The 24,127-nt window shown below is 73.0% G+C and carries 24 protein-coding genes; 14 read left to right on the top strand and 10 right to left on the bottom strand.

What is annotated here, in order from left to right:
* The first annotated feature begins 103 nt into the window (after positions 1–103).
* Positions 104–670, top strand: a complete 567-nt coding sequence (locus SM452_RS19350; RefSeq protein ID WP_463840425.1) for a hypothetical protein — start codon at positions 104–106, stop codon at positions 668–670.
* Between the two features lie 150 nt (positions 671–820).
* On the opposite strand, the gene SM452_RS19345 is transcribed toward SM452_RS19350, so the two are convergent.
* Positions 821–1,600 (bottom strand): D-Ala-D-Ala carboxypeptidase family metallohydrolase, encoded by a 780-nt coding sequence (locus SM452_RS19345; protein ID WP_262014891.1) that lies wholly within the window; start codon positions 1,598–1,600, stop codon positions 821–823.
* Between the two features lie 257 nt (positions 1,601–1,857).
* Here SM452_RS19345 and SM452_RS19340 point away from each other — a divergent pair, with 257 nt between their 5' ends.
* Both SM452_RS19340 and SM452_RS19335 read left to right on the top strand, forming a co-directional pair.
* A complete protein-coding gene (locus SM452_RS19340; RefSeq protein ID WP_262014890.1) occupies positions 1,858–2,499 on the top strand; it encodes a DUF6642 family protein in 642 nt (213 codons plus the stop codon).
* Positions 2,500–2,530: 31 nt separating this feature from the next.
* Positions 2,531–2,995: a PPOX class F420-dependent oxidoreductase gene (locus SM452_RS19335; protein WP_262014889.1), complete on the top strand. Its 465-nt coding sequence runs from the start codon at positions 2,531–2,533 to the stop codon at positions 2,993–2,995.
* Positions 2,996–3,041: 46 nt separating this feature from the next.
* Here SM452_RS19335 and SM452_RS19330 read toward each other — a convergent pair whose 3' ends face one another.
* Complete coding sequence (locus tag SM452_RS19330) at positions 3,042–3,683, bottom strand: NAD(P)-dependent oxidoreductase (RefSeq protein ID WP_355507322.1); 642 nt, start codon at positions 3,681–3,683, stop codon at positions 3,042–3,044.
* 55 nt (positions 3,684–3,738) lie between these two features.
* Positions 3,739–4,971: a serine hydrolase domain-containing protein gene (locus SM452_RS19325; RefSeq protein WP_463840424.1), complete on the bottom strand. Its 1,233-nt coding sequence runs from the start codon at positions 4,969–4,971 to the stop codon at positions 3,739–3,741.
* Between the two features lie 56 nt (positions 4,972–5,027).
* Between SM452_RS19325 and SM452_RS19320 the strand changes: the two genes are divergently transcribed.
* From SM452_RS19320 to SM452_RS19300, 5 genes are all read left to right on the top strand, one after another.
* Positions 5,028–5,621 (top strand): pentapeptide repeat-containing protein, encoded by a 594-nt coding sequence (locus SM452_RS19320; protein WP_262014886.1) that lies wholly within the window; start codon positions 5,028–5,030, stop codon positions 5,619–5,621.
* 54 nt (positions 5,622–5,675) lie between these two features.
* A complete protein-coding gene (locus SM452_RS19315; protein ID WP_355507328.1) occupies positions 5,676–6,128 on the top strand; it encodes a pyridoxamine 5'-phosphate oxidase family protein in 453 nt (150 codons plus the stop codon).
* A 230-nt stretch (positions 6,129–6,358) separates the two neighbouring features.
* Entirely contained in the window at positions 6,359–8,008 is a 1,650-nt protein-coding gene (locus tag SM452_RS19310) for a hypothetical protein (RefSeq protein WP_463840423.1), read from the top strand.
* 125 nt (positions 8,009–8,133) lie between these two features.
* On the top strand, positions 8,134–9,039 hold the full coding sequence (locus SM452_RS19305) for a hypothetical protein (RefSeq protein ID WP_262014883.1): 906 nt from the start codon (positions 8,134–8,136) through the stop codon (positions 9,037–9,039).
* An 87-nt stretch (positions 9,040–9,126) separates the two neighbouring features.
* On the top strand, positions 9,127–9,438 hold the full coding sequence (locus SM452_RS19300; protein ID WP_262014882.1) for a hypothetical protein: 312 nt from the start codon (positions 9,127–9,129) through the stop codon (positions 9,436–9,438).
* A gap of 21 nt (positions 9,439–9,459) precedes the next feature.
* Here the strand turns inward: SM452_RS19300 and dacB are convergent, their stop codons facing one another.
* Entirely contained in the window at positions 9,460–11,043 is a 1,584-nt protein-coding gene (gene dacB, locus SM452_RS19295; protein ID WP_262014881.1) for a D-alanyl-D-alanine carboxypeptidase/D-alanyl-D-alanine endopeptidase, read from the bottom strand.
* Positions 11,044–11,359: 316 nt separating this feature from the next.
* On the opposite strand from dacB, the gene SM452_RS19290 reads away from it, so the two are divergent.
* A complete protein-coding gene (locus SM452_RS19290; RefSeq protein ID WP_262014880.1) occupies positions 11,360–11,641 on the top strand; it encodes an iron-sulfur cluster biosynthesis family protein in 282 nt (93 codons plus the stop codon).
* Positions 11,642–11,643: 2 nt separating this feature from the next.
* Here SM452_RS19290 and SM452_RS19285 read toward each other — a convergent pair whose 3' ends face one another.
* On the bottom strand, positions 11,644–12,660 hold the full coding sequence (locus SM452_RS19285) for a beta family protein (protein ID WP_463840422.1): 1,017 nt from the start codon (positions 12,658–12,660) through the stop codon (positions 11,644–11,646).
* 280 nt (positions 12,661–12,940) lie between these two features.
* On the opposite strand from SM452_RS19285, the gene SM452_RS19280 reads away from it, so the two are divergent.
* Both SM452_RS19280 and SM452_RS19275 read left to right on the top strand, forming a co-directional pair.
* Complete coding sequence (locus tag SM452_RS19280; protein WP_355507340.1) at positions 12,941–13,345, top strand: hypothetical protein; 405 nt, start codon at positions 12,941–12,943, stop codon at positions 13,343–13,345.
* Between the two features lie 249 nt (positions 13,346–13,594).
* Positions 13,595–13,987 carry a cupin domain-containing protein gene (locus tag SM452_RS19275; RefSeq protein WP_013284343.1) on the top strand — a complete coding sequence of 131 codons (393 nt, stop codon included), beginning with the start codon at positions 13,595–13,597 and terminating at the stop codon, positions 13,985–13,987.
* Between the two features lie 48 nt (positions 13,988–14,035).
* On the opposite strand, the gene SM452_RS19270 is transcribed toward SM452_RS19275, so the two are convergent.
* Together SM452_RS19270 and SM452_RS19265 are read right to left on the bottom strand one after the other, a co-directional pair.
* A complete protein-coding gene (locus SM452_RS19270) occupies positions 14,036–15,217 on the bottom strand; it encodes a threonine synthase (RefSeq protein WP_463840421.1) in 1,182 nt (393 codons plus the stop codon).
* An 8-nt stretch (positions 15,218–15,225) separates the two neighbouring features.
* Positions 15,226–16,260 carry a DNA polymerase ligase N-terminal domain-containing protein gene (locus tag SM452_RS19265; protein ID WP_463840420.1) on the bottom strand — a complete coding sequence of 345 codons (1,035 nt, stop codon included), beginning with the start codon at positions 16,258–16,260 and terminating at the stop codon, positions 15,226–15,228.
* Positions 16,261–16,338: 78 nt separating this feature from the next.
* Between SM452_RS19265 and SM452_RS19260 the strand changes: the two genes are divergently transcribed.
* On the top strand, positions 16,339–17,121 hold the full coding sequence (locus SM452_RS19260; RefSeq protein ID WP_463840419.1) for an aldo/keto reductase: 783 nt from the start codon (positions 16,339–16,341) through the stop codon (positions 17,119–17,121).
* 60 nt (positions 17,122–17,181) lie between these two features.
* Here the strand turns inward: SM452_RS19260 and SM452_RS19255 are convergent, their stop codons facing one another.
* Entirely contained in the window at positions 17,182–18,315 is a 1,134-nt protein-coding gene (locus SM452_RS19255) for a glycoside hydrolase family 12 protein (protein ID WP_262014874.1), read from the bottom strand.
* Between the two features lie 329 nt (positions 18,316–18,644).
* Here SM452_RS19255 and SM452_RS19250 point away from each other — a divergent pair, with 329 nt between their 5' ends.
* Both SM452_RS19250 and ctaD read left to right on the top strand, forming a co-directional pair.
* Positions 18,645–19,751: an FAD-dependent monooxygenase gene (locus SM452_RS19250; RefSeq protein WP_463840418.1), complete on the top strand. Its 1,107-nt coding sequence runs from the start codon at positions 18,645–18,647 to the stop codon at positions 19,749–19,751.
* 127 nt (positions 19,752–19,878) lie between these two features.
* Positions 19,879–21,636: an aa3-type cytochrome oxidase subunit I gene (gene ctaD, locus SM452_RS19245; protein ID WP_013284349.1), complete on the top strand. Its 1,758-nt coding sequence runs from the start codon at positions 19,879–19,881 to the stop codon at positions 21,634–21,636.
* A 616-nt stretch (positions 21,637–22,252) separates the two neighbouring features.
* On the opposite strand, the gene SM452_RS19240 is transcribed toward ctaD, so the two are convergent.
* Complete coding sequence (locus SM452_RS19240; RefSeq protein ID WP_463840417.1) at positions 22,253–23,494, bottom strand: MFS transporter; 1,242 nt, start codon at positions 23,492–23,494, stop codon at positions 22,253–22,255.
* 39 nt (positions 23,495–23,533) lie between these two features.
* Positions 23,534–24,115, bottom strand: a complete 582-nt coding sequence (locus SM452_RS19235) for an isochorismatase family protein (protein WP_355507349.1) — start codon at positions 24,113–24,115, stop codon at positions 23,534–23,536.
* Positions 24,116–24,127 lie beyond the last annotated feature (12 nt).

The raw sequence follows: 24,127 nt of genomic DNA, 5'->3' as shown, positions 1-24,127 counted from the left end.
CGCGTGGCGGGATTGAACTGCTGCCGTTTCCCGGCCGTACCAGTGGTCGAGGATGTGGTGCGGCCGTTCCGCCGTACCGCTGCCGAGCTGCGGGAGGCCTGCCGTGCGAGTTGGTGAGCAGTCGACGGATCCCATCGACCAGATCCTGGGCGAGGTGCCGGTACCGGCGCCGTTGACCCCCGAGGACGTCCGCCTCGCGGTCCGGGCGGTGGTGGTGCACGCCGCCGAGGAGTGGCCCGCGGGGCCGAAGTGCCGCAACGACGGGTCGTCGTTCCCGTGCCGGTTGCACCGCTGGGGCCGGCGGGTGCTGGAGACACACGGTCTCAACGACCGTCAGATCGACGCGCTGATCCGGCACGGCAACCCGTTCGTGCACGTGCCCTTCCCGTTCGTGCTGAGCGGCCCGTCCGGCGCCCGTCCGGCCCCGGGGCAGGTGGCCCGCCCGGCCGGACAGGTGACGCGGCCGGGCGTACCCGGTCAGGCCGGCCGGCCCGTGCCGGGGCAGCAGGCCCGGGCGGTGCCGGGGCAGGTCGCCCGTCCCGCCGCCGCGGCTCAGGCGGCGCGCGGTCCGGTCCCGCGGGTCGTCGCGCCGCCGGTGCGGCCCGGCCTGCGGCCCGTCGCCGGGCGGCCGGCTCCCGCCGCCCGGCCCCGCTGGCCCCGGGCGAGCTGACTCCCGCCGCCAGGCCCGGGCGATCCGACCCGGCGCCCGGTTCCGGTCGCGTCGACGCCCCGTCGCGGAGCGGCGTCGCTCGTGCCGGAGCATGCCGACGGCGGCCCGGCCGGGGAGCCCCCACCCCCGTGCCGGGCCGCCGTCACCGCCTCACTTGACTCCGCAGTCCGGGGCGGACCAGTCCCTGGTGTTCGCCACCTTGTCCCGGTTGTTCTCCCGCCGCGAGTCCACGTGCGTGTGGTCGTCGTGGTCCGGGTAGCCGGGCCCGTAGATGCCACTGAAACCCTGGTCACGGGCGGATCGGGCGATGTCGCAGAGGCTGCGGTGCTTGGCGATCAGGTCGGCCGCGGTGCCGTAGAGGTGCTGGCTGTCCGCGGCGCCGCCGACCTGCCGGTTGCAGGCGATGCTGCGGAACCCGCTGGTCACGTAGAGCGGCTTGTCGCCGAGGCTGCGCCGCAGCGCCTCCAGCTTCCACATGGTGCGCAGCGCGTTCTCCCGGGTGGCCGACGAGGAGAGCGGGCCACCGGCCCACCCGCCCTTGCCGCAGCCGTTGTCCAGCTCGGCGTAGCTGAAGTGCTTCGGCGTGCAGTCGCTGTCCTTCTGCAGTTCGTAGATCTTGGCGAACGTCCGCGGCCCGGCCACGCCGTCGGCGCGCAGACCGTACGCGGCCTGGAAGCGCTTGACCGCGGCGGCCGTCTCCGGGCCGTACACGCCGTCGACCCGGACGACACCGCCGTACCCGGCCCAGCCGGCCACCCGGATCTGGAGCTGCCGGACCTCGGCGCCGGAGCTTCCCTGGGACAGCGTCCGGTTCCACGTGTAGCAGCCGTCGGCGTGCGCCGGTGGCGCGGCCACGACTGTCGCCACGGCGGCCCCGGGCAGGGCCAACGCGAACGCGACCGCCGCCCGCTTCAGGGTGTTGACGCGCACAGAGTCCTCCCGATGTCAGAGCGGAACTGGGGTTGGACGGGCACATCGACCGGTACGTCCCGTCTCTCTCACCGTGACAGGTGAGAGGATTCTTCGTGGTGATTAGCCGAAATTGTTCTCACATCAGGCGGTTCCTGGATATCGGCTGTGAATAGTGCCTGTTTGCGAACACGCCGCCGGGTGTCGCCCGTCGGAGGTGAGCGGTAACGTCTGCTCCCGGACCCGGGCGGCGACCTCGACGGGCGGGGAGGTGGGCGTTGGCGCGTGGTGGCGTGTTCTGCGTCGAGGGGCAGTGGCACCGCGACCTCAACGAACGAGGATCCGTCCTGCCCACGCTCGACCTGCTCGAACGACTCGGCCGCATCCGCTACATCCACAAGGACGCGGCCACCCGCGACGAGCTGTTCTACTTCGTCGACAGGTGGCTGCTCAAGCAGTACGCGGACCATCGGGTGGGCTTCTTCGCCATGCACGGCGAGCCGAGCCGGCTCTGCCTCACCGACTGGGACTCGGTCGCGCTGTCGGACGTGGCCGAGCGGATGGCCGGCCGCTGCGAGGGCCGCCGTCTCTACTTCGGCAGCTGCTCGGTGCTGCGCGCCTCCGACGCCACGCTGCGCGAGTTCCTCGACGTCACCGGCGCGGCGCTGATCTGCGGCTTCACCCGCGAGGTCGACTGGGTCGAGTCGGCCGCCTTCGAGACGGTGCTGCTCGACGTGCTCGCCAACGGCCAGCGCCACAACGCCGCCGAGGTGCGGATGCGCTCGGCGCACTGGGCACCGCTCGCCGCGTACCTCGGTTTCCGGGTCATCTACGCCAACGGCCGCGCCTGGCGGCCCTCGGCCCGCGCGCGCGTGCCCGAGCAGGTCACCGCGCAGCGGGCGGCCGGGCGTCCGCGCTGAGAACGACGACCATGCCTGGTAGAACCGAGGCATGGCACGCAGCATCGCGAAGAACACCCGGGTCGACCGGGACGCCCTGATCGAGTTCATCCGCCCCCGCCACCACGTCGTGCTCATGACCACCCGCTCCGACGGGCGACCGCAGTCCTCCCCGGTGGCCTGCGGGGTGGACGCCGAGGGCCGGCTGGTGATCTCCACCTATCCCGAGCGCGCCAAGGTCGCCAACGTCCGCCGCGACCCGCGCGTCTCCGCGTGCGTGCTCTCCGACGACTGGGACGGCCCGTGGGTGCAGGTCGACGGCGTGGCCGAGGTGCTCGACCTGCCCGAGGCGCTGGAACCGCTGGTCGAGTACTTCCGCAGCATCTCCGGCGAGCACCCGGACTGGGACGAGTACCGGTCGGCCATGGTCGCGCAGGGCAAGTCACTGATCCGCGTCACGATCGAGTCCTGGGGCCCGATCGCCACCGGCGGCTTCCCGGCCCGGCTGGCCGGCTGAACCAGTACGCGCCGGATCAGTACGCGCCGGATCAGTACGCGCCGGATCAGTACGCGACGGTGAACCGGGCGTTGCCGAACCGGGGATCCTCGATCTCGTCGACGATCGCCACCGCCAGATCCTCGTACGTGAGCACCGAACGGCCCTGCGCGTCGGTCACCGGGTGGTCGGTGCCGGTGCGGTAGTGCCCGGTCCGCTCGCCCGGGTGGAACTCCAGCGGCGGCGGCGAGACGTACGTCCAGGTCACACCGTCCGCGCTGGTGCGGTAGAACTCCAGCGCGTCGGCCTGGCCGTGCGCCGAGTCCCGGTACTCCTCCGGGAAGTCCGGCTCGTCCAGGTAACGGGTGCCCTTCGGCGTGAGCAGCGTCGAGCCGCCGCCGACGTGGATCACCCGCGGTGGGTCCGGCAACTCACGCAACGTGTCGACCAGCGTCCGCGCGGCGTCGCGCCACAACTCCCGCTCGCCGCCGCCGATGGCCACCACCAGTACGTCCGCATCCTCGGCCAATTCGCGTACGCTCCGCGCCGAGGTGGCGTCGCCGGTCACCGTGCGTACGCCTGGGGGTAGGTAGCCGACCGCCTCCGGACGCCGCACCGCCGCTGTCACCCGGTGCCCCCGCTCGGCCGCCTCGGCCGCGATCCGCGAGCCCGCCGTCCCGCCGGCGCCGAACACGACGATGTCGCTCATGCCTCACAGGCTAGGCAGCCCACCGGCGGGCGGCGGGAAGTTCCGCCGAACCGGCTCAGTCGACGATCGCCGAGTAGACGAGCTGGCGCAGCTGGCTGCGCAGCGGGTACGTGCTCGACGGCATCAGCTGGGTGAACAGCAGCGCGGTGACCTCCTCCACCGGGTCCACCCAGAAGGCGGTGCTGGCCAGGCCGCCCCAGTAGAACTCGCCGACGCTGCTCGGCACCCGCGACGGCACCGGATCCAGCACCACCGCGAAGCCCAGCCCGAATCCGATCCCGTCGAGGATCGTCTCGGCGAAGCCTTCCGGCGAGAACGAGGCCAGGTCCCGGTTGCCCGGCAGATGGTTGCGGGTCATGAAACGCACCGTGCGCGGGCCCAGCAGGCGGACCCCGTCCAGCTCGCCGCCGCGCAGCAGGAACTGGGTGAACCGGTGGTAGTCGGCCGCCGTGGAGACCAGCCCCCCGCCGCCGGAGTGCCAGGTCGGCTCCGCCAGCGCGGCCCGGCCCACCCCGTCGGCGCGTACCGCCTGGCCGGTGGCCGGGTGCGGGGCGTAGAGCGCGGCCAGGCGCTTGGCGTCCGCCGCGTCCACCCACCAGCGGGTGTCGGTCATGCCCAGCGGGCCCAGGATCCGCTCGGCGAAGAACGCGTCCAGCGACTGCCCGGAGATCACCTCGACCAGGCGGCCCAGCACGTCGGTGGAGACGCCGTAGTTCCAGCTCGTGCCCGGCTGGAACAGCAGCGGCAGCCGGGCCAGTCCGGCCGAGGCCGCCGCCAGGTCCGCGCCCGCCGGCACACCCAGGTCGAAGCCCGCCGCCCGGTACAGGCCGTCGACCACCGAGACCTGGGCGAAGCCGTACGTCAGGCCGGCGGTGTGGGTGAGCAGGTGCCAGATCCGGATCGGCTCGACCGCCGGCACGGTGTACGGCTTGAGCACCGAACCCCGGTCGTAGACGCGTACGTCGGCGAACTCCGGCAGCCAGCGGCTCACCGGGTCGTTCAGCTCGAACCGGCCCTCCTCCCAGAGCATCATCGCGGCGACCGAGGTGATCGGCTTGGTCATCGAGTAGATGCGCCAGAGCGTGTCCGACTCGACCGGCGTACCGGCCTCCCGGTCCCGCAGCCCGTACGTCGAGGAGTGGGCGACCTCGCCGCGGCGGGTGACGACGATCTGCCAGCCGGCGAGCCGGCCGTCGTCGACGTACCGGGCGAAGTGATCGTCGATCCGCGCCAGCCGGGCGGGATCGAAGCCGACGTGGCCGGGGTCGGTGCTCACCGTGACACTCACGACGCGAAACCTACCCGCAGGTACCGCGGCCGGAAAGTGTCACTAGGGTCGGTGGCATGCCCGAGCCGGTCGAGGACGTCACCTACCGCCAGCAGGACTGGTACGCCGAGGAGCTGGCCGACCGGCACTTCGTGCGATGCGAGTTCTTCCACGTCGACCTGACCGAGGCGGTCAGCCGGGGCGCGGTCTTCACCGACTGCGTGTTCGGCAACGTGGCGTTCAACGCCTCCCGGCACACCGACTCGGCGTTCACCAGGTGCTCGTTCACCAAGTGCAACCTCTTCGAGGCCGAGTTCACCGGCTGCAAGCTGGTCGGCAGCACGTTCGACCGCTGCGACCTGCGCCCGCTGCGGGTCGACCGGGGCGACTGGTCCTTCGTCACGCTCGCCGGCGCCGACCTGCGCGGGGCGCGGATCACCGACGTACGGATGCGGGAGGTCGACCTGAGCGGCGCCGACCTGACCGGCGCGACGCTGACCGGCGTGGACCTCTCCGGCGCCCAGTTGCACGCCGCCAAGCTGATCCGGGCCGACCTGCGCGGCAGCGACCTGTCCGCGCTCGACCCGACGGCGGTGCAGCGTTCCGGTGCCCGGATCGACGCCGAGCAGGCGGTGATGCTGGCCCAGGCGCTCGGTTTCCAGGTGGGCTGAGTCCGCCGGGAAATGTGCCGCGGGTTGTCAGGTTTTCCGGACACACTCGGGCACATGACATGGTGGTCCGATCTGGTGGCGGCGGAGCCCGAGTTCGCGGCGCGGGTACGCGCCCGCTTCGCGGTCCGCAAGCACGGCACGATGGCGACACTGCGCCGGGACGGCTCGCCGCGGATCAGCGGCACCGAGTTCGACTTCGGTGACGACGGGCAGCTGCGGCTGGGCAGCATGGCCGGCGCGGTGAAGGCGCTCGACCTGCGCCGTGACCCCCGGGTGGCGCTGCACAGCCCGACCGAGGACGCCCCGCCGGACGACCCGTCCACCTGGGACGGGGACGCGAAGATCGCCGGCCGGGCGCACGAGGAGCCGCCCGCCGAGGACGGCTCGCACAGCTTCCGGATCGAGCTGACCGAGGTGGTGCTCACCCGGGTCGGCGACCCACCCGACCACCTCGTGATCGAGAGCTGGCACCCCACCCGAGGCCTCCAACACCGAACCCGCCACTGACCCCCCGCCCGCGGTCGCTGACACGCGTCGATCATGAACTTAGCGGCACTGGATGCCCGTTCTGCGGCCGCCAACTTCATGATCGACCCGGCGGTCGAGGGTGGTCGGCGGGCGGCGGGCGTGGGAATTGCGAGGGGCTGACGCCTTCTGCAAGATCGCGTTCTGTGTCATCCTCCCTACGGCGAGCCACGGGGCCGGGCCGCTCGCCGCCGGTGGCCGAGGGAGGGTCGGTGGCTGAGGACGACATCGCGCGTACCGGGATCCGGGTCGGGGGCTGGCTGCCCACCCCCGACGACGCGGCCGACGCGCCGGAGCGCCCCGCCGGTCCACGCCGCCTGCCCGGGGACACGGATCCCACCGCGCCCCGGACGGTGACCCCGCCGGACGGCGACCGTCCAACGGCCGACCCGGACGATCGGGTTCCCGTGGGGGATCTGGAACCGCCGGGTACCGCTGTCTGGCCGCCTCCGCGCACCTCCGGCCCGTCGGCTTCCGACCTTTCCGCCGCAGGCCCGCTTCCGGTCGACACCTCCGGGCCCGGCACATGCCCGGCCGGTCCCGTCGTGCCGGAACCCGGTGCGGCGGCTCCCGTCGCGCCCGGCTCACGTTCGTCGACTCCGTTCGCCCCGGACCGGCTCGGACCAGGCCCGCTCGTACCGGTGGCGCCGGCGCCCGTCGGCCCCGAGGCCCGTCCGAATCCGCCCGGCGGCCGGGTTCCGCTGGTCGGGCCGGCGCCCATCGGACTGCACCTGTCCGGTCCGTCGCCGGCCCGCCCGGCCGCCACCGCCGAGCCGGCGACGTCGGCAGGCAACACCCTCGGCCCGGTCGAGTCGGCAGGCACCGCCCACGATCCGGCCGGGTCGGCAGGCGCCGCCCTCGATCCGGCCGAGCCAGCCGGGGCGGACCCGCTGGCGGAGGCGAGACCGGGTCGGCACTCCGCCCGGGAGAGCATCCCGGCACGCCTCGCCGACCTGACCGGCAGCCTGCCCGACGTGGCCGGCGGGATCGGCGTCCGGCTGCGCACCGCGGCCCGAGCGGCGAAGACCCGGCTGGGCCGGACCATCGCCCCGATCGCCGGTCCGATGCGTCCACCGCCCGACGCCCCGGCCACCCGCGTCGCGGTGGCCCGCGCTCGCCGTCGACGTCGACGCGCCGTGCTGTCGGCGGTGGCCGTGACCGGCCTGGTGGCGGCGCTGGCGTTCGCGGCCCGGTCGTCCACGCCACCCCCGCTGACCCGGGAGACCGCGCCCGTGGCGGCACCCGGCGACCAAGCACCCAGCGACCAAGCACCCGCCGATCAAGCACCCGGCGATCAAGCACCGAGCGACCAAGCACCCGGCGGGCCGCTGCTCGACGTGGACCTGGCGCCGCTGCCGGGGTCGTTGTCGCTCACCGAACTCGGTACGCGGGACTGGCGGCACTGGGGCGGTACCGGCGCGGACAGCTTCCACCGCAAGGCGGGCGGCACCGGCGAGATCCAGGACCCGGGTGGCGAGCGGCTGGAGCACAACGCGGGCGCCTGTGATCTGCAGTGGACCGACGGCACGCCGACGGCGCGTCAGGAGGGCACCCGGGCGGGTGTCTTCCAGCGCGGCGCCGGGAAGAGCTTCACGCTCGGCGTGGCCGGGAGCGGTGATCTGCGTACGGTCCGGCTGTTCGTCGGCACCTTCTCGGCCGGTGCGCGGCTGGACCTGTCGCTGTCCAGTGGTGGCGACCCCGCCGTCCGCGAGGTCGCCCTCGCCGCGGGCGACCGCTTCTACCAGTACGTCATCCGCTTCCGGGCGGCCCCGGGGGAGCGGCTGCTGATCAGGTGGCAGGCCCTGACCGTGACCGGCGGCCAGAACGACGGGGTGGCGTTGCAGGCGATCACGCTAAGCTGAGCGGCCGGTCCGGCGAGCGGTCGCCAGGTAACGAACTGGAAACGCCCGTCACTCGACATATGGCGCAAAGAGCCGTCCGGTGACACCGTGAAGCCCGTCGCACACCTGTCGTATCCGGCGGTGTCGTGACCGAAGTGGAGGGTGTGGTGGGCCAGGAGGACCGTTCGCGTACCGGCCCCGGCTCGCACCGGCACGGCCTTCCGCGTACCCGGTCCGCGTTGCGCCGGCTGCGCCGCCGGCGTCGGCTGATGCTCGAAGGGCTGGCCGCCCTTCTCTGCCTGGCGGCACTGGCGGTCTACCTGGGCGTCGAACGGCACGACACGCCGCGCGAGGAGCACGCCGGAGTGCCGGTGGCGCCACCCGGCCGGGTCGGGCTGCCGAACGAGGCCGACGACACGGTGGTCAACCCGGGGCTGCGTCCCCGCCAGCGGCCGCCGTCGCCGAGCCCGTCGCCGTCCACGCAGTCACCGTCACCGACGCCCGCGCTCCCGCCGACCGTCACCGTGACCCGCGCCGAGGTTCCCGCCACCGTCGACCTCACCGCCGCCGGGCCCACCGACTGGGTCCACTGGGGGCTCACCGGCGCCGACCGGACGGTCCGCAAGCGCGGCGGCTCCGGCGAGATCCGCGACGAGGGTGGCCGGGGGCGGCGGGAGAGCTTCAGCAACAACCCCGAGGCGTACGCGTGGCGTGACGGCAACCCGGTCGCGTCGGCGAGCGGCACCATGTCCGGCGTCTACACCTGCCACCGGGGCAGCGGGTTCAACCTGTCGGTGGCCGCCGACGGGCAGCAGCGCACGGTGCGTCTGTACGCCGGACTCTGGATGGCCCGGGGCCGCCTCGACGTGCGCGTCTCCAGCGGCGGCCCGGTGACCACGCTCCGGATGGAGGATCCGCACACCGCGCTCACCACCGAGTTCACGATCAAGTTCCGTGCCTCGCGTGGCGCGCGGCTGCTGATGAGCTGGACGGTGGAGGAGTCGCTGGGCGACTGCGGCAACGTCAGCCTGCAGGCGGTGGCGCTGCGCTGAGCGGGGACAGTTTGTCCGTCGCGTACCCGGCCGGGCGTCGTACGTTTCCGTTGTCCCGTCCGACCATCCTCTGTGGAGGCCCGACCGATGACCGGCCCTGCACCCGTCGCCCCCGCCCGCCCGCGCACCGACCGTGACGTGCTGCGCGAGATCCCGATGCCGCCGTACGTGACGGTCGAGGACGTCCAGTTCGCGGTGCGGGCGGTGGTGGTGCACGCGCCGCGGGCCTGGTCGGGCGGGACCATCTGCCGCAACGACGCCAGCCCGCACCCGTGCCGCCTGCACGTGTGGGGCCGCCGGGTGCTCACCCTGCGCGGACTGCCGCCGGCCGAGATCGATGCACTCGTCGAGCGCGGCGACCCCGCCGCCGATCCGCGTCCGTACCGCCCCGGCGCCTGAGAACCGGGGCGGCCGGGCCGGTCAGCAGAGCGCGGGCTTCACCCAGGAGCACTCCCGCCCCTCCGGTACACGCGGCGACTCGGGCGCGACCGGCACCGTCCGCCGGGCGGTCGCCGTCTCCTTCTCGGTGTACGAGGCGAGCGCGATGGCGATCTGGTCCTCCAGCCCCTTCACCGACGAGGTGAGGTAGTTGTTCAGCACGATCGAGAACGCGAGCAGCCGTCCGTCGGCGTCGGTGACGTAACCGGAGAGCGCCGACGCGCCGGTCAGGCTGCCGGTCTTGGCGTGCACGTTGTTCGCGGCGGCGGTGCCGCCCATCCGGCTGCGCAGCGTCCCGCCCACGAACCGGTCCGGGTTGCCGGCCACCGGCAGCGCGGCGTACCAGGTGTCGAACCACGGTTCGGCGCGGACCGCCGAGAGCAGCGTGACGAACTGGGCCGGTGGGACCAGGTTGCGCCGGGACAGGCCGGACCCGTCGCGCTGGCGCAGCGTGCCGGTGTCCACTCCGGCGTCACCCACGTATCCGCTGATCGCGGACAGCCCGGCGGCCCAGGTGCCGGCCCCGGACAGCTGCCGGCCCAGTTCCTTCGTGAGCACCTCGGCGTGACCGTTGTTGGAGAGCTTGAGGAACGGCACCATCAGGTCGGCCAGCGGCATCGAGTCGTGCCGGGCGAGCGGCTTGGCGGTGTCGGGGGTGGCGGTGCCGAGCACGGTCCGGCCGAGCACCCGTACGCCGTGGCGCCGCAGCGCGGAGCGGAACACGTCGGCGGCGTACCCGGTCGGTTCCCACACGGTGACCCAGTCGCTCTCGGCGGCTCGGCCGACCGCGATCTGGCCGGTCACCACCACGGTGTTGCCGCCGTGCTCGCGCTCGAAGGAGATGCTCGTCTCGCCGTCGGCGACCGTCTCGGCCCGGTTGTCGATCCGCAGCCAGCCGTTCTCCGGCGTCATGGAGATCTTCGGCCGTGCGCCGGCCCGCGTGCCGGGGGTGGCGTGCACGATCACGGTGCCGGCGTCGTAGTCGGTGTCCGGGGCGACCGTCAGCGCGGACACCTGCGCGGCGTAGTAGTAGGGCTCGTCGTCCCAGGTCCAGTCCGGACCGAGCCGGCCCTTGTCGTAGCGGGTGTCGTCGGCGACCAGATCGCCCGCGACCACGCGTACGCCCGCCGCGGCGACCTGCTGCGCGAGGCGGTCGTAGTCGGCGGCGAGGATGGTGGGGTCGCCGCCGCCGCGCAGGTAGAGGTCGCCGGAGAGCATCCCGGCGCGGTGCGACCCGTCGGCGCTGACCTCGGTGGTGAAGCGGTGACCGGGGCCGAGGAGTTCCATCGCCGCCGCCGAGGTGAGCAGCTTGGTGTTGGAGGCGGGGATGAGCCGCCGGGTGCCGTTGCGGTCGTAGAGCGTACGGCCGGTGGTGGTGTCGACGACGACCACTCCCGCCTGCGCCCCGTTGAGGCGGCTGTCGGCGAGGACCGCGTCGATTGTGGCGTTCAGCCGGGTCTGCGCGGGGGTGGGCGCTTCAGCGGTGGCGGTGGTGGTGCCGGCGGCGGCCGCGGTGGCGACCAGCGCCAGCACCGCGAGCGCCCGGGGGAATAGGCGTCGATGCATGGGACGATGCTGCCACGGAGATTTCCTGCGGAAAAGACTCCGGCGCGAAAGGTTATTTGCGACCGCCGATGCGGTGACCGTAAACCCCCGGTGTTCCCGGTCCGGATCGGGGAAAACACCTGGTCACCGGGGAGCGGCCGATCGCCGGGTTCCGTTTGACGGATGACCTGGCAGCGGGCACGGTGGAGGTGAGGGCCGGGGAACCGCCCTGCTTCCAGCGCGGCGGGACCGTGTCTCGCCCGCTTCCGGGTCGCGAGCCGACCGCGTGGGCCGTGTCGCCCGCGAAACCCGACATCCAGCCATGAGGAGTTCAGCCATGCTGACCATGACCGACAACGCCGTCCTGGTGATCCGTGACCTCGCCGCCCAGCAGGACGTCGCCGACGCGGGCGGGCTGCGCATCGCCGCCGACACCGACGCCGGCTCGCTCTCGATCGAGCTGGTGCCGCAGCCGGTGCAGGGCGACCAGGTGGTGGACACCGAGGGGGCGCGCATCTTCCTCGACTCGGACGCGGCCGAGCTGCTCAACGACACGTCTGTGGACGCGCTCGTCGACGAGGAGGGCGTGGTCCAGTTCGGGTTCACCGAGAAGGAGTGAGCTCAGCCGGCCCGCTGGTCCGGTTCCGGCCGGACCAGCGCTGCCAGCACGTGCGCCAGATGGTGCGAGGTGCTCCATGCGATCCAGTTCGCCGGTGAGCCCGCGCCCGCACCCCGCCGGGCCCGCCGGACGATCTCGTGGTCGCCCCAGGAGAAGCCGGCCCCGGCCGTCGACCAGTGCGGCGCTGTGGTGAGCGTGCGGCACAGGTCGGCGAAGCGTTCGTCGCCCCGCCCGCCTCGCCGCGACCAGCGGTACACCCACCACGCGTCGTCGGCGGCCCAGCGCAGCGTCGGGGTCCGGTCGCCCGGCTCGTCCGCGTCCCGTACCGCGCAGCAGACGCCGTAGTCGCCGTATCCGAGGCCCAGGTCGGCCAGGCGCCGCCAGAGCGACCAGTCGTAGCGGTCCAGCCGCACCGGTTCGTCCACCGGTAGCCGGGACAGCGACGGCGGCATCCCGCCCGCGGCCACCGTGACCGAGCGCCAGGCGTGCCGCCGGGCCCACTGCGCCGCCCGCCGGACCCGCGGCTCGGCCAGCCGGACATCGGCCCGGCAGCACACGTCCCCGGCGTCGAGCAGCAGGTCGCACTGCTCGGGCAGCAGTCCGGTCACCCGCCACACCCGTTCCGCCGCAGCCGTCGCGGCGTCCGGCCCGGCCCGGTCCGGACCGACGCGCAACCGGACCACCGCGTGGTGCGCCCAGACCCGGGCCGCCGCGCCGTGCGCGGCCAGCCGTCGGTCACTGTCCGCGAGACCGATCACCGGCACCAGCGGTACGCCCCAGCGGGCCGGATCGTGGTCCGCGCTGTCCGGCAGCGCCGACACGTCGACGGCGGGCAGCAGTCCGTCGGGCAGCCGGCTCAACGCGTCCACGATGGACGGCGCGTCGGCCGGAACGTCGAGGATCGGTGCGAGCAGCGCGGCGGAGGCGTCGTCGAGCCGGGTCAGCGCCTCCAGTTCCCCGCGCCGCGCGGCAAGCACCGGGCGGTAGGCCGGAGGTCGACCTCGAAGCGGCGGCACCATACTTCAATGTAGCCAGATGATTGCGCTACGTCATGAATTCCGGTCGCCTCCGGTGCCGGAGCGGGCGTCGCAGGGGCCGGCGGGGCGAGCCGCGACATCGACCATCGGACCGACGTTTCCGCAGCTCAGAGCCGTCCACTGTCAGTGATCGGACAGCTCTCCGGCTGGTTGCCGGGCGGCTCGCCGACATAGCGTCGGAATCACCGAGGGGGACCGCCGACGATCGCCCGGAAGTGTACGAACGCCTCCTGCAGGCGTACCGGCGGGAGAGAGGAACACCATGCCGAGCCGCAGGGCAAGGAGGGAGACCACCGGCCAGCCGATCCCGAGCATGCGGGAGGCCGCGCGCGCCGACACCGAGATCAACTCGTGTTCCCCGGTCGGGTTGCCGGCCACCGCGCGCATGCTGTTCGCCGTGGTCGACGCCAACGGACGGCTCGTCCGGGGCCTCGGCGCCACCTCGGCCACCCGGCTCGCCGCCGGGATGTACCAGGTCGCGTTCGACCAGGACGTGGCCGGGGCGGCGTACGTCGGGACGGTCGGTCTCGCGACGGCGAACGGGCTGGTACCGCAGGGCGTCATCACCGTGGCGCCACGCTCGGGCATCGCCAACGCGGTGTTCGTCGAGACGCACGGCGCGAGCGGGCACGCGGACCGCCCGTTCCACCTGGCCGTGCTGGCCTGACCGGACCCGCAGACGAGCGCACGGCGCCGCACGACCTCCGGTCGTAACGTCGCCGCGCTCCGGCCGTCTCCCACCACCGCAGCCGTACGGCGGTACGCCGGCGGGGACCTGGCTCGACCGGCCCAGCCCGCACCGGTCTTGTCGGCAGCACATGCCCCGTCTCAGGGCATCCAAACCGGATCGGCGTGGGGAATTCCACCATCTGCGACTCCCGGCGTGGCGGGCGCGTGATCGGGGTATGAGCGGGCCATGGAGCATTTCACTATCGCGACAGTCGCCGAGAAGAGTCCCGACTTCCGCCGCGTGCTCTGGACCGGGGAGCACACCCAGCTGGTCATCATGACCATTCCGCCGGGCGGCGAGATCGGCGAGGAGGTCCACGAGGGCATCGACCAGATCCTCACGTTCGTCAGCGGCACCGGCGAGGCGCGGGTGGCCGGGGAGAAGAAGGAGGTCGTCTCCGGCGACCTGGTGGTCGTACCGGCCGGCACGAAGCACAACTTCGTCAACACCGGGCCGAACCCGCTGGTGCTCTACACCGTCTACGGGCCGCCCGAGCACGCCGACGGTGCGGTGCACAAGACGAAGGAGGAGGCGGACGCCGCCGAGGAGGCGGGCGAGGACGAGCCGCCGACGTCCTGACGCCCGGTGCGCACGTGTTAAGCGGGGGCCCCTGCTCTACCGGAGACGTTAAGAAGGGGCCCCTCCTTGCACCAGGCCGGGGTATTTCAGGCCGGCCCCGGTGTTCAGCACCACCACGCGCTCACCGGGCCGGATCCACCCGCCCGCGCGCAGGTGCCGGGCGGCGGTCAGGCAGGCCGCGCCCTCCGGGCAGAGCAGCAGCCCTTCCCGGGCGGCGAAGTCGCGCAGGTCGGTGAGGATCTCCGCGTCGTCCACCGCGATCGCGGTGCCGGCGCTCTCCCGCAGCGCGGACAGGATCAGCTCGTCGCCGAGCGGGGCCGGGACGGTGATGCCGAACGCGACGGTGTGCGCGTCCTCCCACGGGGTGACGCGCTCCTCGCCGGCCGCGAACGCCCGCACGATCGGCGCGCACCCGGTGGACTGCACCGCGACCAGGCGGGGCAGCCGGTCCTCCACCCAGCCCAGCTCGCGCAGCTCGTGCAGCGCCTTGTGGATGCCGATCAGCCCGACGCCCCCGCCGGTCGGATAGACGATCACGTCGGGCACCTGCCAGCCGAGCTGCTCGACGATCTCGTACCCCATGGTCTTCTTGCCTTCGAGGCGGTACGGCTCGCGCAGCGTGCCGGCGTCGAAGATCCCGCCGTCCGACCCGGCGATCAGCTCGGCGATCTCCCGCCCCGCGTCGTTTATCAGGCCGTCGATCAGCCGCAGGTCGGCGCCGGCGGCGAGGCACTCCTCGCGGCAGATCGTCGGCGCGGCCAGCGGCATGGCGATCGTCGCGCCCATCCCGGCCCGCGCCGCGTACGTGGCCCAGGCCGCTCCCGCGTTGCCGTTCGTGGGCATGGCGATCCGCCGCACGCCCAGCTCCCGGGCCCGGCTCACGCCCACCGACGCGCCGCGCGCCTTGAACGACCCGGTCGGCGTCAGCCCCTCGTCCTTGACGATCAGGTCCGCGATGCCGATCTCGTGGCCGTACGCCGGCGCGCGCCACATCGGCGTCCAGCCCTCGCCCAGCGTGGTGACACATCGGGGGTCGGCCACCGGCAGCAGCTCCCGGTAGCGCCACAGGTCGGCCGGGCGCAGCCCGAACCGCTCGGGCGCGACGGCGGCGGCCACCGCGGCGAGGTCGTAACGGGCCAGCAGCGGCGAGCCGCAGCCGCACAGGTTCTGCAACACGTCGGCCGGGTGTTCACTGCCGCAGCGCGGGCACTCCAGGTGCGTCAGGTGCACGGTGGTCCTCAGCTCGCGTCGATGCTCAGCCAGTGCCGGCTGCGCCGGCCCGGCTCGTACGGGGAGTCGAGGCGTTTCGCCACCACTCCCGGGAGCCCCTGCTCACGGGCGGCCCGTAGGGCGTCCGCGCCGACTCCCGGGAACCACGGCGGAGTCTGCCAGTGCGGACCGGTGAGCGCCAGACCGTCGAGCAGGTCACGGCGTTGCGCGTACGGCACGTCGAGGCTGGACACGCCCTCCAGCCAGAGCAGGTCGACGGCGAGGAACTGACCGTCGCGCCGGGTCGGCGGACGGACCCGCCCGGCCGGGTCGATCCGGACCAGCACGCCGTCGAGCACCGCCTCGGCCGGGGCCAGCGCCTCGGCCATCGCCCGCGCCCAGGGGTACGACCCGGTGACGTCGGTGTCGTCGCCGTCGAGCAGCCGCAGCCGGCCGCCCGAGACGTACGCCGTCGCGCGCACGCCCGCCCAGCGCAGCTCGTACCCCCAGGCGGCGGCGTCGCGCGGCAGCCGCCCGCCCTCGGCGGGGAGCATCGGGCGGACCAGCTCGGGCATCGGCGTCCAGCCCTCCGGTGCCGGGTCGGTGCGCCTGATCATCCAGTCCCGGCCCCGCCCGCCGGTGGCGAACAGGACGTACCGGCCCTTCGTGCGCTCGCCGTCGAGCACCACGATCACCTCGTCGTCGCGCCACTTCTCCGCGCGGTAGGTGCCGGTGTCGTGCACTGTCATCCGCCCGCCGCCGTACTCCCCGGCGGGGATCTCCCCGTGGAACGTCAGGTACTCCATCGGGTGGTCCTCGGTGTGCACCGCCAGGTGGTTGCGGCCCGGGTCGCGCGGCAGGCCGCGCGGCACCGCCCAGGAGGCCAGCACGCCGTCGTGCTCCAGGCGCAGGTCCCAGTGCAGGCTCCGGGCGTGGTGCTGCTGGATGACGAAGCGGGGCGCGCGCCGCGCGGACCGCTTCCGGCCGGCAGCCCGCTCGGGCACCGGTTCCGGGGTACGCGCGGCGTCCCGTTTCCGCCGGTACTCCTCCAGCCGGTCCGCCATCCCCGCATCCTCCCCCAGACCCGCCGTACGCGCCGGGATGCCGGTGTGTGTGCGGCCAACCGGGGTAGAACGGGGGACATGGACAGCGACCAGCCCACCCTTCCGCTCCCCGGCGACGTCCGGATCCCGCTGCTCGGCTTCGGCACGTGGCAGGCCACCGGCGAGGCCGGGTACCAGGCGGTGCTCGCCGCGCTGGACGCCGGCTACCGGCACATCGACACGGCCACCATGTACGGCAACGAGAAGGAGGTCGGGCGGGCGGTCAAGGAGAGCGGGCTGCGCCGCGAGGACGTCTTCATCACCACCAAGCTGCCGCCGGACCGGGTGGGCCGGGAACGGGAGACCATCGAGGCCAGCCTGGCCGCCCTGGACACCGACTACGTCGACCTGTGGCTGGTGCACTGGCCGCCGTCCGCGCCGGGCGACAGCATCCCGGTGTGGCGGGAGATGCTCGCCGCGCGGGACGAGAACATGGCGCGCACGGTCGGGGTGAGCAACTACTCGATCGGGCAGATCGACGAGCTGATCCAGGCCACCGAGCAGACGCCGGCGGTCAACCAGATCCGCTGGAGCCCGTCGCTGTACGACAGGCACACCCACGCCGCCCACCGGGACCGGGGCGTGGCGCTGGAGGGGTACAGCCCGTTCAAGGCCAGTGACCTGTCCGACCCGGTGCTGGTCCGCATCGCCCAGGCGCACGACGTGTCGCCGGCCCAGGTGGTGCTGCGCTGGCACATCGACCACGAGATCGTGGTCATCCCGAAGTCGGTCACGCCGGAGCGCATCCGCGCCAACGTCGACGTGTTCGGGTTCTCGCTCACCGCCGAGGAGATGCGCGACGTCGACGCACTCGCCGGCTGAGGCGTACACGTGCAAGGGGCGCGGTCCGCTGCGGACCGCGCCCCTTGCCGCGTGCGGAGGTCAGCCCCGTGCGCAGGTGGAGCCGTTAAGCGTGAAGCTGCTCGGCGCGGAGTAGCTGCCGTTCAGCGTCGCCTGGTAGCCGAAGCTGGTGGACGCCCCGGGCGCCAGCGTGCCGTTGTAGCCGGCGTTGCGGGCGGTCACCGCCGAGCCGCTCTGGCTCACCGTGGCGTTCCACGCGTTGGTGACGGTCTGCCCGGAGGGCAGGTTGTAGTTCAGCGTCCAGCCGTTGATCGTGCCGGAGCCGGTGTTCTTGACCGTCACGTCGGCGGTGAAGCCGTTGTTCCACACGTTCGCCGCCTTGTAGGTGACGGTGCAGGACGCGCCGCCCGACGGCGGGGGCGTGGTCGGTGCCGACGTGGTCGGCGGCGGGTTGGAACCGGTGTTGACGCTCTGCGAGAACGAGTTCACCGCCAGCCCGACGCCGCCCTGCCACGGCTCGAACCCGGCCTGGATGCTGGTCAGGTACCAGTCGTTCGTGATCGCGCCCCGGTTACGGGTGTCGTTGATGAACGCCATCGCGTCGAAGCTGAAGCTGGGGACGGCCGACGGCGCCACGTACGAGATGACGTTGTTGGAGCCGTTGCTGCCGCGCCAGACCTCCCAGGTCCGGCCGGCGATGCTGGCGTTGCCGACCACCGAGCCGATGGGCTGGATCGGCCCCTGCCGGTTGAGCCAGATCATGATCTCCATCTGGTTCACGCCGTCGCGCTTCGGCGACGGGTCGAGCCAGATGTCGTACGCGGCGTCGTAGATCGCGCCGCTGACGTAGTTGTAGCTGATGCTGGCCGGTGCGCTGCTGATGTTCTTCACCTGTACCGGCAGGTTCGTGCCGGGCGAGCAGTTGGTGTAGTGGCAGCCCACGAAGATCGACGGGTAGGAGACCGGCGCCCCGTTGGTCGGCGCCGAGCCGTCCGCGCGGGTGATCGAGAAGCCGGTCGAGGTGACGTTGATGCACTGCTGGGCACTGGTGCCCCAGCGGTTGTTCTGCACCACGTACTTGCCGCCGATCGTGGTCGAGCCGTACTGCTCGCAGATCTGGGTGTCGGCGGAGGCGGTGCCGCCGAGCGCGACGGCGACGAGGGTGCCGGCGGCGAGCAGTCCGGCCGCCGCGAGGGCCCTGAGTGGACGCTTCATGATGCTCCTTGGCTCGGCGCGGGACGGCGCCGGTTCGGTCGGTGATACGGGCGGGAGCGCTCCCACGATGCAAGGAACACATTTACATGCCTCGAATCATTGCGCAAATGCGCCGGGCTCGTTAACGCTCCGCGTCCGGCCGGTGGCGCGAGCGAGGGCGACGGCCGTCCCCTTCCCCCAGATGGAGGCGGGATTCCTGCCGGTGGGACGGGGTGTGCCGCCGACCGGTGGCCCGCGCCAGGGCGCACGGGCACTTCCGCCGCCTGGTTGCGGCGAGTAATGTCTTGCCTCCAACGCGTTCCGATCCCCCTCCGGAGGCGTACCCCGTGATGGGTGGTTCCCCCGTGCGCATCCTCGTCGTCGGCGCGGGCATCGCCGGCCTCGCCGTGGCCCGGGCGCTGCGCCTGGCGGGGTTCCGGCCCGACGTCACCGAGCGGCTGCCACCCACCGAGTCGATCGACTCCGGCCTCTACCTGCCGGGCAACGCCGCCCGCGCGATGCGCCGGCTCGACCTGGACGGGCCGCTGCGCCCGCTCGGCCAGGTGATCCGCCGGCAGCGCTTCCTCGACGCCGCCGGAGCGCCGCTGTGCGAGGTCGACCTCGACGCACTCTGGGCCGGTGTGGGGGAGTGCCGGGCGCTGCCCCGGGCCGAACTGCACCGGGTGCTGCTCACCGGCGCCGGCGGCGCGGTGCGCCACGGCGCCGAGGTGAGCACCGTCGACCCGCTGCCCGGCCGGGTCGCCGTCGGCTTCACCGACGGCACCAGCAGCGAGTACGACCTGGTCGTCGGCGCCGACGGGCCCCGCTCGGCGGTACGGACGCTCGCCGCGCTCGGCGGACCGCCACGCCCCGCCGGGCAGGTGGTCTACCGCGCCCTGGTGCGCGGCGGCCCCCGCATCGCGGACTGGACCGCCCTGCTCGGCCAGCGGGCCGGGTTCCTGGTGGTGCCGCTCGGCGCCGGACGGCTCTACTGCTACGCCGACGAGGCCGGCACCGAGCTGCCCGCCGACCCGCTCGCCCGCCTGCACGAACTGTTCGGCTCCTACGGCGGGCCGGTGCCCGAGGTGCTGGCCGCGCTGGAGACCGTGTCCGTCGAGCGCACCGAGGAGGTCGAGCTGGGACGCTGGTTCCACGGCCGGGTGCTGCTCGTCGGTGATGCCGCTCACGCCACCGCGCCGACGCTGTCCCAGGGCGCGGCCATGGCGCTGGAGGACGCCGTCGTGCTCGCCGAGTCGCTGCGGGCCGCCGGCAGCGTCGACGCCGCGCTGATCGCGTACGAGAGCCGTCGCCGCCCGCGTACCCGCTGGGTGCGGGACCGGACCCGGGACCGCAACCGCACCCGCGATGTCCCGCCGGCGCTGCGCGACCCGTTGCTGCGCGGACGCGGCGGACGGATCTTCCGGGAGCACTACCGGCTCCTGACCGGCCCCCTCTAGAGGGCGGGAGATCGTAGCCGCCCACCCCACGCGGCGGGGCCACCTACCGGGGACTATCCTCCTTGCGGATGACGGCTGCGCCGATGACCAGCGCGCCGAGCGGGACAACCAGAACCGGAGGCCACTCGTGACCACCGTCGCACCCAAGCCGGTCGTGACCCGGCCCTGGCCGGTCCGCGAGCCGGTCAAGGGGTCGGCCATCGCGCGGCTGCTGCGCACCACGGACGCGAAGCAGATCGGGATCATGTACATGGTCACCGCGTTCGTGTTCTTCATGATCGGTGGCCTGATGGCCCTGATCATGCGCGCCGAACTCGCGCGACCGGGCCTGCAGTTCCTGTCGCCCGAGCAGTACAACCAGCTCTTCACGATGCACGGCACGATCATGCTGCTGTTCTTCGCGACGCCGATCGTGTTCGCCTTCGCGAACTACGTGGTGCCGCTGCAGATCGGCGCGCCGGACGTGTCGTTCCCCCGCCTCAACGCGTTCGCCTACTGGCTGTACCTGTTCGGCGGCACGCTCGCCACCGCGGGCTTCATCGCCCCGGGCGGCGCGGCCGACTTCGGCTGGACCGCGTACACGCCGCTGAGCACCGCCGACCACGCCCCGGGCGTGGGTGCCAACATGTGGGTCGTCGGCCTGGCCATCTCCGGTCTGGGCACGATCCTCGGCGCGGTCAACCTGATCACCACGATCCTGACCCTGCGCGCGCCCGGCATGACCATGTTCCGGATGCCGATCTTCACCTGGAACATGCTGGTCACCAGCCTGCTGGCGATCCTGGTCTTCCCGCTGCTGGCCGCCGCGCTGTTCGCGCTCGCCGCGGACCGCCTGATGGGCGCCCACGTGTACGACCCGGCGACCGGCGGGCCGATGCTGTGGCAGCACCTGTTCTGGTTCTTCGGTCACCCCGAGGTGTACATCATCGCGCTGCCGTTCTTCGGCATCATCAGCGAGATCATCCCGGTGTTCTCCCGGAAGCCGATCTTCGGCTACAAGGGCCTGGTGGCCGCCACCATCGCCATCGCCGCCCTGTCGATGAGCGTCTGGGCGCACCACATGTTCGCCACCGGCCAGGTGCTGCTGCCGTTCTTCAGCTTCCTGAGCTACCTGATCGCCGTGCCCACCGGTATGAAGTTCTTCAACTGGATCGGCACCATGTGGCGGGGCCAGATCACCTTCGAGACGCCGATGCTGTTCTCGATCGGCTTCCTGGTGACCTTCCTCTTCGGTGGTCTCACCGGTGTGCTGCTGGCCAGCCCGCCGCTCGACTTCCACCTGCACGACTCGTACTTCGTGGTGGCGCACTTCCACTACGTGCTCTTCGGCACCATCGTGTTCGCGGTGTTCGCCGGCATCTACTTCTGGTTCCCGAAGATGTTCGGCCGGATGCTCGACGAGCGGCTCGGCAAGATCCACTTCTGGCTGACCATGATCGGCTTCCACACCACGTTCCTGGTGCAGCACTGGCTGGGCAACGAGGGCATGCCGCGCCGGTACGCCGACTACCAGGCCGCCGACGGCTTCACCACGCTGAACACGATCTCCACGATCGGCGCGTTCATCACCGGTATCTCGACGCTGCCGTTCATCTGGAACTGCTGGAAGTCGTACAAGACCGGCCCGGTCGTCGAGGTCGACGACCCGTGGGGCCACGGCAACTCGCTCGAGTGGGCCACCAGCTCCCCGCCGCCGCTGCGTAACTTCGACCGTATGCCGCGCATCCGCTCGGAGCGGCCGGCGTTCGACGCGAAGTTCCCCGAGCTGGCCGCCGGGCAGAGCCTGGCCGGTCCGCCGGAGGGTGGTGCCAAGCCGCTGACCAGCGAGGTCAACGGTGGCGCCAGCTACCAGGAGGACACCGCAGGCAACCTCGACCAGCGCTGACGCACCAGTTCAAGGCCGGGGGGGGGGGCCCCCCCCGCCGGGGGGGGGGCCCCCGCGGGGGAGACCACCCCCCCCCCCCCCCCCCCCCCCCCCCCCCCCCCCCCCCCCCTCTCCCCCCGCGGGCCCCCCCCCCCCCCCGCGGGGCGCGCCCCCCCGCTCTGTTTCCTCCCGCCCTCCCCGCCCGCCCGTCCCCGCCCGGGCCGTCCCCGTTGATCATGAAGTTGACGGTGTTCCGTGTCCGATTTGTCGCCGCCAACTTCATGATCGCCGGGGTGGGGAGCGGGGTGCGGCACCAGTTCGGGGAAGTGGTGGTGTCCGGAGCGCCTGGAACCAGCCACTTCCCCGTACTGGTTTCGCCCCGCCTCGGGGCGCCCCGGTGATCAAGGGGTTTGTGTCGGTTTGGCCTGCATGAGGGGACACCAACTCCTTGGTCAACTTCCGGGAACGTGGGGTTCCGGCCGGGGCCGTCACGCGACGCTAGTACGGGGGAGTGGTGGTGTCCGGGGTGCGTGGAACCAGCCACTTCCCCGTACCGGCGTCGGCCCCGCCTCGGGGGACGCGAGCTCCTCGATCACGCCGGGCGGGGTGGGCGGAAGGCGTGCGCGAGGGGCGGGGGTCAGCGGGAGGCGAGGGCCACGTCGGGGTCCGGGGTCGGGGCGTCGACCGGGGTGCGGCGGTGGCGGAGCTCTATCGGGAGCACCGCCAGCGCCACCAGCGCGCCGATCGCGCCGGTGACCACGAAGCCCCACGCGGGCGCGGAGGCGTCGATGACCGCGCCGGCCAGCGGTGCGCCGAGCGCGATGCCGACCGTCACGGCGGAACCGTGCAGGCCCATCGCCAGACCCCGGACGGAGGACGGGGCCAGCCGGCTCACCGCGTCGGAGGTGGACGCGATGGTGGGGGCGCAGAGCGCACCGGCCGGGATCAGCGCCAAACACAGCAGCCACCAGTGCGACCCGCCCAGCCCGACCGGGATGGTGGTGAGGCTCAGCGCCGCCATCAGCGCCAGCGGGGAGAACGAGCGGCGTACCGCGCCGTAGGCGAAGCCGCCGGCCAGCGAGGCGACCGCCCAGGCGGCCAGCACGGCGCCGGTCCAGCCGACCTCGCCTCCCTCCCTCAGCACGGCGACCACCGCGACGTCGGTGCCGCCGAGCACCAGGGTGGCGGCGAGGCTGACCGCCAGGACGGCCAGCAGGCGCGGGGTGAGCCATTCGCGGCGGTGCACCGGGCGCTGCGGACCGGCCGGTTCGTCGGCGGCCCGGATCGGCGGGTCGAGCAGCCAGAAGCAGATGCCGGAGGCGACGATGCCGGCGCCGACCGCCCAGAGCGTCAGGCGCGGCGTGACGGCGGTGGCCAGGGCCACGGCGAGCGCCGGGCCGACCATGAACGACAGCTCCACGGCCATCGAGTCCAGCGCGTACGCGGGGCGGCGCTTCTCCACCGGCACCAGCGCGGCGATCGACTGGCGGACCATCGAGAAGATCGGCAGGGCGAGCAGCCCGGCGAAGAACGCGGCAGGCAGCAGTACCGGGTACGGCAGTGTGGGCGCGGCGGACCAGAACAGCGCCTCGGCGACTGTGGTGAGCACCAGCACCGGCCGGAGCCCTCGGCGGTCGATGAGCCGCCCGAGCAGCGGGGCGCCGACCGCCGCGCCGATCGTCGACGCGGCGCCGACCAGGCCGGCGGCGCCGTAGCCGCGGCCCAGGTCGAGCACCACGTAGAAGGTGAGCGTCACCCCGGTGGCGGTCAGCGGCACACGGGCCAGCACCGACACCAGCAGCAACGATCGGAGACCGGGTAGGGCGAGCGCCTCCCGGTAAGGCTTCAGGTTCACGACGGTCCGTACCTCCGGCGCCATCCTGGGGCCGGGGTACGACACCCGCAAGCGATTACCGGGTCAAGCGGTGGCGATCACAGGCTCGCCCACCATTGTCACCCCGGCACCGTCGAGCGCCCGCAGCGCCACGTCGAGTGTGTCCGGCGCGACGGCGGCGGTCAGGTCGAGCAGCACAGTGGTCCGGAAGCCCTCCCGCGCGGCGTCCAGCGCGGTCGCGCGCACGCAGTGGTCGGTGGCGATGCCGACCACGTCGACCCGGTCCACGTCGTGCCGGCGCAGCCAGTCGGCCAGGCACTCGCCGTCGGGCGCGTGGCCTTCGAAACCGGAGTACGCGGCCGCGTGCTCGCCCTTGTGGAAGATCACCTCGACCCGGTCGGTCGCCAGCTCGCTGTGGAACTCGGAGCCGGAGGTGCCGACCACGCAGTGCCGGGGCCAGGAGTCGACGTAGTCCGGCGGGTCGCCGAAGTGCGCGCCCGGGTCGACGTGGTAGTCCTTCGTCGCGACCACGTGGTCCCACCGGTCCGGCTCGGCGGCGAGCAGCCGGGAGATGCCGGCGGCCACGCCGGCTCCGCCACCGACCGCGAGGGAGCCGCCCTCGCAGAAGTCGTTCTGCACGTCCACGATGATCAGGGCGTTCGCCATCTGACGGGTTCC

The sequence above is a fragment of the Micromonospora sp. SYSU B005 genome (genome assembly GCF_055362685.1).
This window is presented reverse-complemented; position numbering and strand designations above follow the sequence as displayed.

Bases quoted from the DNA above. Each gene is read 5' to 3' on its own strand.
- SM452_RS19335 (WP_262014889.1), top strand. From the start codon at position 2,531: ATGGCACGCAGCATCGCGAAGAACACCCGGGTCGACCGGGACGCCCTG.
- SM452_RS19330 (WP_355507322.1), bottom strand. From the start codon at position 3,683: ATGAGCGACATCGTCGTGTTCGGCGCCGGCGGGACGGCGGGCTCGCGG.
- SM452_RS19320 (WP_262014886.1), top strand. From the start codon at position 5,028: ATGCCCGAGCCGGTCGAGGACGTCACCTACCGCCAGCAGGACTGGTAC.
- SM452_RS19315 (WP_355507328.1), top strand. From the start codon at position 5,676: ATGACATGGTGGTCCGATCTGGTGGCGGCGGAGCCCGAGTTCGCGGCG.
- SM452_RS19300 (WP_262014882.1), top strand. From the start codon at position 9,127: ATGACCGGCCCTGCACCCGTCGCCCCCGCCCGCCCGCGCACCGACCGT.
- dacB (WP_262014881.1), bottom strand. From the start codon at position 11,043: ATGCATCGACGCCTATTCCCCCGGGCGCTCGCGGTGCTGGCGCTGGTC.
- SM452_RS19290 (WP_262014880.1), top strand. From the start codon at position 11,360: ATGCTGACCATGACCGACAACGCCGTCCTGGTGATCCGTGACCTCGCC.
- SM452_RS19285 (WP_463840422.1), bottom strand. From the start codon at position 12,660: ATGGTGCCGCCGCTTCGAGGTCGACCTCCGGCCTACCGCCCGGTGCTT.
- SM452_RS19280 (WP_355507340.1), top strand. From the start codon at position 12,941: ATGCCGAGCCGCAGGGCAAGGAGGGAGACCACCGGCCAGCCGATCCCG.
- SM452_RS19275 (WP_013284343.1), top strand. From the start codon at position 13,595: ATGGAGCATTTCACTATCGCGACAGTCGCCGAGAAGAGTCCCGACTTC.
- SM452_RS19265 (WP_463840420.1), bottom strand. From the start codon at position 16,260: ATGGCGGACCGGCTGGAGGAGTACCGGCGGAAACGGGACGCCGCGCGT.
- SM452_RS19260 (WP_463840419.1), top strand. From the start codon at position 16,339: ATGGACAGCGACCAGCCCACCCTTCCGCTCCCCGGCGACGTCCGGATC.
- SM452_RS19255 (WP_262014874.1), bottom strand. From the start codon at position 18,315: ATGAAGCGTCCACTCAGGGCCCTCGCGGCGGCCGGACTGCTCGCCGCC.
- SM452_RS19250 (WP_463840418.1), top strand. From the start codon at position 18,645: ATGGGTGGTTCCCCCGTGCGCATCCTCGTCGTCGGCGCGGGCATCGCC.
- SM452_RS19240 (WP_463840417.1), bottom strand. From the start codon at position 23,494: ATGGCGCCGGAGGTACGGACCGTCGTGAACCTGAAGCCTTACCGGGAG.
- SM452_RS19235 (WP_355507349.1), bottom strand. From the start codon at position 24,115: ATGGCGAACGCCCTGATCATCGTGGACGTGCAGAACGACTTCTGCGAG.